At 64.5% G+C, this 10,247-nt stretch carries 11 protein-coding genes; all 11 read left to right on the top strand.

The features are described 5' to 3' along the window. On the top strand, positions 1-896 hold an 896-nt coding region (locus ACFO5X_RS10200; protein WP_380717317.1), incomplete at its 5' end, for a phage tail tube protein. An 11-nt stretch (positions 897-907) separates the two neighbouring features. Continuing rightward, a complete protein-coding gene (locus ACFO5X_RS10195; protein ID WP_380717316.1) occupies positions 908-1,444 on the top strand; it encodes a hypothetical protein in 537 nt (178 codons plus the stop codon). Positions 1,445-1,494: 50 nt separating this feature from the next. Continuing rightward, complete coding sequence (locus ACFO5X_RS10190) at positions 1,495-1,653, top strand: DUF7697 family protein (RefSeq protein WP_380717315.1); 159 nt, start codon at positions 1,495-1,497, stop codon at positions 1,651-1,653. Then, the gene (locus tag ACFO5X_RS10185) at positions 1,643-3,847 is read left to right on the top strand and encodes a phage tail length tape measure family protein (protein WP_380717314.1); all 2,205 of its coding nucleotides are present in this window, start codon (positions 1,643-1,645) and stop codon (positions 3,845-3,847) included. The genes ACFO5X_RS10190 and ACFO5X_RS10185 overlap by 11 nt, the downstream gene beginning before the upstream one ends. Before the next feature lies 1 nt (position 3,848). Then, complete coding sequence (locus ACFO5X_RS10180; RefSeq protein ID WP_380717313.1) at positions 3,849-4,538, top strand: hypothetical protein; 690 nt, start codon at positions 3,849-3,851, stop codon at positions 4,536-4,538. After that, positions 4,535-5,131: a hypothetical protein gene (locus tag ACFO5X_RS10175; RefSeq protein WP_380717312.1), complete on the top strand. Its 597-nt coding sequence runs from the start codon at positions 4,535-4,537 to the stop codon at positions 5,129-5,131. The genes ACFO5X_RS10180 and ACFO5X_RS10175 overlap by 4 nt, the downstream gene beginning before the upstream one ends. Next, complete coding sequence (locus ACFO5X_RS10170) at positions 5,128-5,553, top strand: DUF6950 family protein (protein ID WP_380717310.1); 426 nt, start codon at positions 5,128-5,130, stop codon at positions 5,551-5,553. Before ACFO5X_RS10175 ends, ACFO5X_RS10170 begins: the two co-directional genes overlap by 4 nt. Further along, the gene (locus ACFO5X_RS10165; RefSeq protein WP_380717309.1) at positions 5,543-7,705 is read left to right on the top strand and encodes a phage tail protein; all 2,163 of its coding nucleotides are present in this window, start codon (positions 5,543-5,545) and stop codon (positions 7,703-7,705) included. Before ACFO5X_RS10170 ends, ACFO5X_RS10165 begins: the two co-directional genes overlap by 11 nt. Before the next feature lie 36 nt (positions 7,706-7,741). Beyond that, complete coding sequence (locus tag ACFO5X_RS10160) at positions 7,742-9,529, top strand: sialate O-acetylesterase (RefSeq protein WP_380717308.1); 1,788 nt, start codon at positions 7,742-7,744, stop codon at positions 9,527-9,529. Between the two features lie 11 nt (positions 9,530-9,540). Continuing rightward, complete coding sequence (locus ACFO5X_RS10155; protein ID WP_380717307.1) at positions 9,541-9,864, top strand: hypothetical protein; 324 nt, start codon at positions 9,541-9,543, stop codon at positions 9,862-9,864. Then, positions 9,861-10,136, top strand: a complete 276-nt coding sequence (locus tag ACFO5X_RS10150) for a hypothetical protein (RefSeq protein ID WP_380717306.1) — start codon at positions 9,861-9,863, stop codon at positions 10,134-10,136. Before ACFO5X_RS10155 ends, ACFO5X_RS10150 begins: the two co-directional genes overlap by 4 nt. Positions 10,137-10,247 lie beyond the last annotated feature (111 nt).

Below are 10,247 nucleotides of genomic sequence, written 5' to 3'. Positions count from 1 at the left end.
CCGCCCCGGCTGCGGACAGCTTCTGGAAGATGCCTTTTGCCAGCACGACGCTTGGCAGCGAACAGCCGCTGCTCAACAACGAGCTGCTGGGTTATGGCCGCGACCCGCTCGCCCCGGTCAAGGATGCGATCACCGCCGATGGCGATGTGGCCGTGCCAATCGACGCCCGGTTCCTCGGCATCTGGCTGAAGCTGCTGATGGGCGCACCTACGACCACCGGGGCGTCGGCGCCCTACACACACGAGTTCACCTCGGGCAGCTGGGCATTGCCAAGCGCGGCGATCGAGGTTGGCAACCCGGATGTCCCGTCCTACCGGATGCTGACTGGCGTCAAGGCCAACTCGATCAACTGGACGATGCAGCGTTCGGGCCTGGTGACGGCGACCATGAACCTGATCGCGCAGGGCGAAGCCAAGGCCACTTCGAGCGCTGCAGGAACGCTGGAGGAGCTGGTGCTGACCCGCTTCGGGTCGTTCAACGGCTCCATCAGCCGCGAGGGAGCTGCGCTCGGCAACATCGTCTCGGGCGAGATCACCTATTCCAACAACCTCGACCGGGTGGAAGTCATTCGCGCGGATGGCAAGATCGACGGTGCCGATGAGTCGATTGGCGCGCTGACGGGCAGCATTGTCAGCCGGTTCGCCAATACCACGCTGCTGGACCAGGCGACGAACGGCACGCCCTGCGAGCTGAAGTTCGATTACACGATCTCGGCTGGCGTCAAGTTCACCCTGACCGCGCACGAGGTCTATCTGCCGGTCCCGCGCCTGCCGATCACCGGCCCGGGCGGCATGCAGGCGACCTTCGCCTGGCAGGCCGCGCTGAACAGCGCCGAAGGCGTCATGTGCACGGCCACGCTGATCAACGACATGGCCGATTTCAACAACCCCAGCTGAGCGGAGACCTCATGAAGCTGCACCTGAACGCCGCCCCCGAGCGGTATGAGCTGATCCCCGGGGGTGAAAATGACCCTGGCATCACGATCACGGCGCGTCCGGCGCTCACGTCCGTGATCGAGGATGCCAAGGCGGATGACAGCCTGCTGGACTATGCCGACGAAATCCGCGCGCTGGCGGATGCGGGCGACGATGCTGCCGCATCCGCTGAGATGATCCGGTCCAAGGGGCGGGTTGGTCTCATGTTCGCCAAGGCTGTGGCGCGGCGCGTGATCGACAGCTGGGAAGGTGTCGAAGGAGAAGACGACAGCCCGGCGGCGGTGACCCCGCAGAACATCGATGCCTTCCTGGATGTGGCGCCGATCTACGACGCCTTCACCGAAAAATACCTCGCGCGCTGGCTGTTGGTGCAGCGGGAAAAAAACGTCTCTGCGCCCTCGCGGAATGGCACTTCGGCGAGGGCGCGGACTACTGCGGCTACTGCGAAAGCTTCTGCGCGGAGTGCCCGCGCCGGTCGCTCGGTCCGCAAAGCGAAGAAGGCAAGCTGATCTGGTCGCTGGTCCTGAAGTTGCGCGGCCAGCTCCGCGTGGCTTCGGGTGTGGCCGTCAGGATCCTGGGCTGGGACCTGAATGTCGCCTTCCGGCTGGGCGATGCGATGGGGGTCCACCCCTTCGCCATCGCCGAGCTGCTTCCTGACATCGAGGCCGTCGCGGTCTACCACATGAACAAAAGGGCACCAAGCTCCGATGACGCGTGAAAAGAGGTTTTCCGTTCGCATCTCGGCCGCCGGCGGTGACACCGTCAAGGCCGAGCTGCGCGGCGTCGGCGCGGCCGGCCGGGAGGCCATGGAGAACCTGCGCGACGGGGCAGGGCCTGCGGCGGCTGGTCTCGATCGGGTCGGCGACGCCGCGGCGCAGGCGCAGGCCAAGCTTGAGTCGATCGTCGCCAAGTCCACCGCCGCGCTGGCGGCGATGCGGGCGCAGTCGCAGGCCTCTTCCCCGCTGGTCGACCGGATCAACAGGGCCACCGGCGTCACCTCGGCCGGGGGCATGTCAGCGGCGGAATACATCGCCCAAGGGCAGGCGCTGGATGATCTGCGGGCCAAGTATAACCCCGTGTTCGCGGCGATCCGCACCTATCGCTCCGAGGTGTCCGCGATCAAGGCCGCGCACCTCGAGGGCGCGATTTCGGCCGATGAGATGACGGCGGCGATCAATCGCTCGCGCAGCGCATCGCTGGACAGCATTGCCGCCCTGCGCGGTCGGGCGCGTGGCATCGAGGACATGGGCAAGGCCAGCCGCATGACGGCGATGCGGCTCCAGATGCTCGGCTATCAGGTCAACGATGTGATCGTGTCGCTGGCGGGCGGCATGAACCCGATGATGGTCTTCGCGCAGCAGGGCTCGCAGATCGCGCAAATTTACGGACCGGGCAGCGGTGGCGTCGGTGGCGCGATGCGCGATCTCGGGCGGATGATCGGTGGCGTTGTCACGCGATTTCCGCAAGTCAGTGCCGCCCTTGCTGTCGGCGCCGTTGCCGTTGCTGGGCTGCGCCATGAGATCAACGAGACCAAGGGCGTCACGGTCGGATTCGGTGATACCGCTCTGGCGGTATTCCAGGTGATCGGTCGCGGAATTTATTCGTGGATCAAGCCTGCCGTTGACAAAATCGGCGAGTGGTTCTCGGCTGCCTGGGATGCGGTCATCGCCGGTGTCAAATGGGTCGGCAACGGGATCATAAATGGCATCAAAATATCGGTCGACGGCATCGGCACGGCGATCTCGACAGTGCCCGACCTTTTTGAAGCCGGTTTCAATGGCGCGGCCGCAAAGGTTTTCGAAGCGCTCTACAAGATGGGCACCGCCATCGAGGTGTTTCTCACCGGTGTCGGAGAGGGGTTCAATTCCGTTTTCGGAACGAACTTTGGACCGGTTTTCATCCCGGGTGTCGGCGGATTTGAGGTTGACCGGAAGTCTTCGGAAGAACGCAAGTTGGCTGCCGAAAAGCGATACGGCAAGGAATGGGATGATTTCGCTGCCCGGGCATCGAAAACGGCAGACGAAGACCCGATGGGAGATTTCTACAACTCCGTCCGCCGGCAGGCGATCAGGAATTCCCGCGACGGTAAGAAGGCCGGCGGTGGCGGGAAGGAAAAGGATCAGGTCGACGAGCTGGTGAAGTCGCTGCAACGGGAATTGGCCGTCTTGCGCGAGACTGATCCGGTGAAGGCGAAGATGCTGGAATACTCGGAAAAGCTGGCCGATGCCACGATGGCCGAGAAAAAGGAGGTCTTCGACCTGGTGACCGCGCTGGAAGGCGCGAAGACCGGCTGGGAATCGATCGGCATCGCCCTGAAGAACTATGCGCAGGAGGGCATGCAGACCGGCAAGGCCATCGGCGATGCCCTGGTCGGCGCATTCAAGGGGGCGGAGCAACAGTTCCGCAACTTCCTGGACGGCGGCAAGTTCGAGTTCAAGGAGTTCGTCCGCTCCATCATCGCGGATATGGCCATGATCGCAGTTCGGCGCACGTTTCTGGCGCCGGTAGCCGACTGGTTGGGTGGCCTGTTTGGGGGCGGTAAGGGTGGCGATGTAAAGGCCGGCGTCCTGCACGGCGGCGGCGACGTGGGGGCACCGGGCACAACCCGCAACGTGCCCGCGGCGCTGTTCATGAGCGCGCCGCGACTGCATGGCGGCGCGGATATTCTGCGGCATGACGAGATACCGGCCATCCTGCAGCGCGGCGAGCGGGTCCAGTCGCGGGCCGAGGTTGCGCGCGGGCAGTCGGGCCAGATGAACGGATCGTTGCACATCTCGCTGGAGCCGGGTCTGCGCGCATCCTGGCTGGGCGAGGCGCGTAACGACAGCGTGCAAATCATGAGCGCGGGCATGGCGGCGCAGGAACGGCGCACCCCGCAGTCGCTCGCGAATTACACCAAGCGGCAGGGCTGAGATGGACCGTCAGATCATCACCGTCCCGCGCGAGCTGATGCGGGTCATGAATTCGTCGTGGGATATCGACTGGCGCGGTCAGTCCATGGGCGAAACCACGGGCGGCATGAACCGCACCGTTTTCACCGCCTTCCCGCGCTGGATGGGCGCCCCCAGCCTCTACCTGCGGCGGGAAACCATCCTGTCCTGGCGCGCGCTGAAGCTGGCGGCGCAGGGGCAGGTCAACATCTACAGGCTCTCGATGATCGATCCGATCGGGTTCGATTTTCAGGGAGCTGTCTGGGGCGCCGGGATTGGTGCGGAGGGTATCCCTTTTGATGAGGGCGTCACCTTCGATGAGGGTGTCGGTTTCGACTTCCAGCCGACCTGCACGGCCGTAAACGGCGCGGCGGCGGGAGCGACGCAGCTGCGGGTCAATATCACGCCAGCCGGCATCGTGCCGCGGGTGGGTCAGATCATGGGGCATGGTGACTGGCCGTTTGCGGTGGTCGCGGTCTCGATGGTCTCCGCCGGCGTCTACGACCTGCGCATTCAGATGCCGCTTCGCGCCGCCATCGCGGCGGGCGACATGATCCTGCACGAGGGCGTCGGATTGTTTGAGGTGGCCGAGGAAGGGGGAGGTGACCTGTCCTATGAATTCAAGCACGAGGCGCGCCCCGTGTTCCGGTTCCGGGAGGTGCTGACCCGATGAGCTTCTTTCCCTCCGAGCGATACTATCGGGGCGCCACCGTTGGCGGGTTTCACCTCTGCGAGATTGACACCCCGGCCGGGCCCGTCCGGTTCATCATCGGCGCGGACGGGGCGTTTACCGATCTCAACGGCAACACCTGGGTCGGGTCGGTCCTGGGCAATGTGTCGAGTCTCGGCAGTGCCATCGGCGGCGAAGCGCCGGAGGGCAGCCTGACCCTGTCGTTTTTTCAGGATCCTCGCGCACCCGACCTGGTGGCGCAGGTCAAGGCGCTTGGCCTGGACTATGTGGCCGGTCGTTCGGTGACCTTCTACGTCCAGCCCTTCGCGACGATGGAGGAGTTTTATGCCCCGGCGGTCGCGCCGCTTCGCTGGCTGACCCGGACGGCAAAGACTATCCAGACCAGGCGCAACGGGCCGCAAGATCGATCGATCAGCCTGACGTTCGAGGCTTGGTCCGAGAAACGGCGAGGCGCGCGTCGGATCGTGATGAATACGGAGGGCCATGCCCGGCTGATAGGCGCGCCGAATCCGTCTCTGACCTTCATCCCGACCAGCAACACCGAAGAAGAAAAGCTCTGGGGGCCGGCATCGTGAGAGATGTCTATGTCGAGATGCACCGCTGGCGTGCGCTGCCGTTCGTCTGGGGCGAGACCGATTGCATGACCTGTCTGGCCGATTGGGTGCTGCGGGTGCGAGGCGTCGATCCGGCGGCACATATCCGAATGACCTATGACAGCGCGGCCAGCTGCCAGCGCCAGACCGGGTTCCTGCGCGACCCGATCGCGGCTGTTGAGGCCTGCCTCGCCACCATCGGAGGGTTGCCGCGCGTAGAGACGCCTGCCGAGGGCGATGTCGCGGTAATCATGGCGCATGGGCCTGCCGGTGGGCTGACGCCCTGCGGCGCGCTCTGGCTGGGCGAGGCCTGGGGCTGCAAGGGCCCGCGCGGGGCGACCGTGCTGAATACGCGGATGGTTCGTGATGTGCTGGCGGTCTGGGGGGTGGGTTATGCGCCGTAGTGTGCTGGTCGCCACTCTGCTGGCCTCGACGGCGTTAACGCCAACCCGTTCGGATGCCGGGCCAGTGGTGGCATGGGTTGCTGGTGCGACGGGTGTCAGCGCGGCCAGTGGAATTGCGACCGGCGCCTTTGCCACCGCGTTTCAGGCGGGGTTGAGCTTTGCGACAGGCAGTGTGTTAGGCGGGTTCGCTGTGCGGGCTGTGCTTTCGCTGGGCCTCTCGGCAATCGCCGCCAAGCTGGCCCCGAAGCCGCCGATCCCGACGCCGGCGGCACAGATGGTGAATTATGCCCAGACCATCAGCTTTGCCGAGCGGGTCTATGGGCGCACCCGCAAAGGGGGGCCGCTGGCCTATACCGCCTTCGGCAACAACCGGCGATATTATGTGCCGATCCTGGCTGCGCATCCTATTCAGGGTATTGTCGAGCACTTCCTCGACGAGCGATCCGCAACCCTGACCGCAGAGGCAGACCCGAACCTCAGCAATATCGCGACCGCCCCTATGGCCGGATATGGCCGGATCGACGTGATGACGGGAGCGGAAGGACAGGTGGCAAACGCCGGTCTCGTCGCCGCCTTCGAGGAAGTCACCGAGGAATTCGACTTTGCTGGTCTGGCTGTTGCGGTTCTCTGGGCCAAGCGACCACCGCAGGACAAGATCACCGAGATTTATCCGGAAAGCCGGCAATGGGCCTATACGCCGGTCCTCGACGGCAAGAATGATATCTATGACCCGCGCGACGGCAGCAGTGGCTGGACCAACAACGCGGCGCTGGTGATCGCCGACTGGATCGTCACCAGCCTGGGCGAAGAAGTCGATTGGGATGAGGTCGCAGACGAGGCGGATGTCTGCGACGAAATCGTGATCAACGCCGAAGGCGACCCGCAACCGCGCTGGACAATCAACGGCACGCTCTCGGATGCGACGGACTACGAGGATCAGCGTGCGCAGCTCGCCGCGGCTGCCGATGTCTATTTCTACGAGCGGACAGACGGCAAGGTCGGCTTCATCGTCGGACGCTGGATGGAGCCCGAAATCATCCTTGACCTCGAGCAGGATTTTTTCTCGGTCGAAGACGTCGAGGGCCAGTGGGGAGAAGACGCCCCCGATGAGGTGGCGATCGTCTACACCGAACCGGACAACGCCTGGCGCGAGACGCCCTCGGGCAGCTGGATCGAGGAAGAGGTGCCGAGACCGCTGCGGGATACCCCGCAGGTCTTCCTGGTCACGAACCACAATCAGGCGAGCCGGATCAACAAGCGGCTCGCCAGAACGAAACGGGCGCAGTTCCAGCTCTCCGGGACCATAGATGCAATCGGTTTCGAAATGCTGGGCGGGCGTGAGGGCCCGCGCGGTGGAGGACGGGGGCACCGGTTCTTCGGGGTACGCGACCCGCTGACGGGCGCCGTTCAGGCCTATGAGGTCGGAAATTTGACGTTCGAGACCTTCACGGTCTTTTCGCTGACCGCGAATTCGGTCAACCAGGAAGACTTCGCCTTCGACGCGGCGACGGAAGAGCCGGAGCGCCCCTCCTACGGCGTGACGGTCGTCTCGGACGGCAGCGTGCCGGTGCCGGCCAGCCTGACCGGCACCGCGCTGCCGCAGGGCACCATTCAATACGCCTGGCCGGCGCAGGATGCGGCGTTCACGCAAGAGGTCCGCTACCGGATCGTCGGCGACACGCACTGGCTGACCGCCCGCACCTCGGAGAGCGCGGAGGTCCTGCAGGTCACCGGCCTGGCGGATGGGGCGACGGTCGAGGCGCAGGTGCGCAATCGGACGGCCGGGGCGGGGGCATCGCCCTGGGGGCCGGAGACGGCCATCCAGACGGTTGTCGTGGTCAACCCCACGCCCCCGGGCGCCTTGAGCGATTTCGCGGTCGCTCCGGCCGGCGACGGGCAGGCGCTGGTGAGCTTCACCGCGCCGAATGACGGCCAGTATTTCGGGACGCGCATCTGGCGCGGCACCACCTCGACTTTCGGATCGGCCGCTCTGGTGCACACCGAATATGGCATCCCCAGCGCCGGCGACAGCTACACCGACGCGGCGGGCTACGGCACTTTCTACTATTGGGCGGCCCCGATCAATTCGAGCGGAATTGCGGCCCCGCTCACGGGTCCGGAGTCCGTCACCTTGAGCCCGCCCGGCCCGTAACGCCCGACCGATCCACCGAACATCAGCGAGGACAGCATGACGACGCAAACCGCCGAACAGGTGCTCTTTGGCAATCCGCCTTCGGACTCCTACAAGCCGAAAAAGAGCGAGCTGAAGGTGTTTCTCGAGGAGACCGCAGCCGAGGCTCAGGGGCGGGTTTTCACGTCGCTGGTGCTGGGGCAGTCCAATGCGCGCGGAATCGGGGGATCGACTGGCGGCGATCAGTCCGCAAGCCCGCTTGTCGAGCTGTGGAATTCGAACGCATCCGGATCGACATACGCGCAGGGCAATGCGTTCAACGTCGCGGCCTTCGGCACGGCGCCCCTGAACATCGGATCGTCCGGCGCCTGGGCCAACAACCTCGGCTTTCATTTTGCCAAGGCAATGGGCGAGCGCACGGGCAACCGCCAATACCAGATCCAGGTCGCCATGGGGGGGCATGCGGTCGAGGCGTTCATCCGGAACACCGATCTGTCGACCAACGGCTGGACCCGCGACGTCAGCGATGAAAACCTGAACGCGGCGATGAAGGCGGCGCTGGCTGCCGCCATGCCGCAAGTGCCAGGTGCGCCGACCAAGCTGAATGCGGTCATCATCCATCAGGGCGAGGCAAATCTCGGCGAACAGGTCGAACTGTTCGCCCGGAAATGGATCGTCGTTCTTCAAGACCTGAAAGATACCGGGTGGATCAACGAGCAGACGGTCATCGTGTTCGGTGAGCTCTGCCCGGTGCCGGAGAACACCTATGCCCTCCGGCATCTGAACGCCCTGCGTCGCATCCAGATGGACTGGCCCAACGTGAAGATCGCGCGCTCTGTCGGCTTGACTTCCTTCGCGGCGGCAAATGTCCACTTCTCGGGGGAGAGCCTGGCGAGGTTCGGCGCGCGATATGCCGATGCGGCAATGACCGCTCAGGAGCCGCATGAAATCGAAGCGATCGGGGGCGACCTCTCAGTCGACGCCGGTCTGGCCTGGGCGACCAGCGGCGGTTCCACCAACACCACCAATTTTGACTATGCCTCCCGCCTTCCGCGCGTTCTGAATGGTGTCCCGGCGATCATCGAGGATGCCGACCTGGGCTGGTGCTACTCTCAACCGGCCAACGACCAGATCATTCTGCCGTCGCGTCGCATCTACCGGGTTCCTGAAAACGGCGTCTTCCGATCCACCTTCGAGATGAAGGTCCTGGACGATCCTGCTGTCGTCATCGGCAGCCCGGGGACCGCTGATTGCCGGATTACGGTGTATGAGTGGGACGAGGATCGGAATTATCTCGGCTTCCAGAACTTCACGCCGCCGCAAAGCCCGCTGGCCTTTGCCGATGGCCGGGTTGTCGTGACCGGGACCGTTGGCCGCGCGGGAAGTGGCGCGGATGGCATTTTCACCGCTGGTGCCAAATGGTTTGTCCCGACCTTCTTCGCGGGGGGCGGCAACAACGATGCCGCCTTTGCCTTCAACATCACCGACTGGCGGATCGAAGGCAATCCCAACCCGGAAATCTCGGGCCTCGTGCCGCATGAGCAAGGCCCGAACCTGACGATCGCATCGGGTGCGATATCGATCACCCATGGCGCGCATGCCGTCGACACCGAAGCGGCGGCTCTTTCATCCGACCTGGTAAACATCGCTACCGCAGGTATTCCCGATGGGTGGGTGACGACGATTTTCCCGGTGAACGATGGCAGGACTATCGTGGCGAAAGATGCTGTCGGAAACCTCAAGCTGGCCGGAGATTTCAGCATGGACGGATTGTACGACACTCTGACCATACGGAAGCGCGGCAGCTTCTGGGCCGAGGTCGCACGTGCCGACAACGGCGCGTGAGGAGCTGCAGGATGCAGGATCAATACCCCGACATCATGTCCCGCCTGATCGGCTCGATGCCGGAACAGATCGGCGCGCTTGTCGTCTCGGGCGCGGCTGGCGCATACGTGCGCGCTGTGTTCGCGCCCGAGGCATCGTGGAAGCGGCGCATGGTCGAAGGTCTCGCCGGCGCTTGCGGTGCGATCTTTCTCGGCGGCCTGGTCGGCCACATGCTCGACAGCCTGACCGGCGGCGGATCGTGGTCGTATCTGGCCGCAGGTTTCATCATGGGCGAGGGCGGGATCGCCGCGATCCGCGGGGTTCGAAAGCTGATCCTGGAAAGGGCAGCAAAATGAGCCTGCTGTTCGCAAACAATCTGACCTCTGCGGTTGTCATTCTGGCCTGCTGGTGGCTGGCGCACATCAACGCGAAGGCAGTGCCGCCTGGGCGCGCGGTGGCGGCGGGCTATGCGCTGGTCGGCATCAGCGTGCTGTTCACGATGATGGTCCGAAATCTTGCCATCGAGACCGGCGTTGCCGTGGCCTGGCTTGTCGTTCTGACAAAGGCCGCTCTCGGAACGACGCTGCTTTTGACCATCTATCGCCGCGCCAAGCTGGGAGAGAAGTGATGAACTTCAAGGGAAAAGCCAAGCGCCTCGATGATATCGACCTGCCGCGCATCGGCGACCGGATCGGCGTCGGGGAGGATGAAATCCACGCGGTTCTGGATGTGGAGGCGC

The organism is Seohaeicola nanhaiensis (assembly GCF_042654245.1).
GTDB lineage: Bacteria > Pseudomonadota > Alphaproteobacteria > Rhodobacterales > Rhodobacteraceae > Seohaeicola_A > Seohaeicola_A nanhaiensis.
The sequence above is the reverse complement of the archived record's forward strand: the minus strand, read 5'-3'. Positions and strand labels throughout refer to the sequence as shown.

Bases quoted from the DNA above. Each gene is read 5' to 3' on its own strand.
- ACFO5X_RS10180 (WP_380717313.1), top strand. From the start codon at position 3,849: ATGGACCGTCAGATCATCACCGTCCCGCGCGAGCTGATGCGGGTCATG.
- ACFO5X_RS10155 (WP_380717307.1), top strand. From the start codon at position 9,541: ATGCAGGATCAATACCCCGACATCATGTCCCGCCTGATCGGCTCGATG.
- ACFO5X_RS10165 (WP_380717309.1), top strand. From the start codon at position 5,543: ATGCGCCGTAGTGTGCTGGTCGCCACTCTGCTGGCCTCGACGGCGTTA.
- ACFO5X_RS10175 (WP_380717312.1), top strand. From the start codon at position 4,535: ATGAGCTTCTTTCCCTCCGAGCGATACTATCGGGGCGCCACCGTTGGC.
- ACFO5X_RS10160 (WP_380717308.1), top strand. From the start codon at position 7,742: ATGACGACGCAAACCGCCGAACAGGTGCTCTTTGGCAATCCGCCTTCG.
- ACFO5X_RS10195 (WP_380717316.1), top strand. From the start codon at position 908: ATGAAGCTGCACCTGAACGCCGCCCCCGAGCGGTATGAGCTGATCCCC.
- ACFO5X_RS10185 (WP_380717314.1), top strand. From the start codon at position 1,643: ATGACGCGTGAAAAGAGGTTTTCCGTTCGCATCTCGGCCGCCGGCGGT.
- ACFO5X_RS10150 (WP_380717306.1), top strand. From the start codon at position 9,861: ATGAGCCTGCTGTTCGCAAACAATCTGACCTCTGCGGTTGTCATTCTG.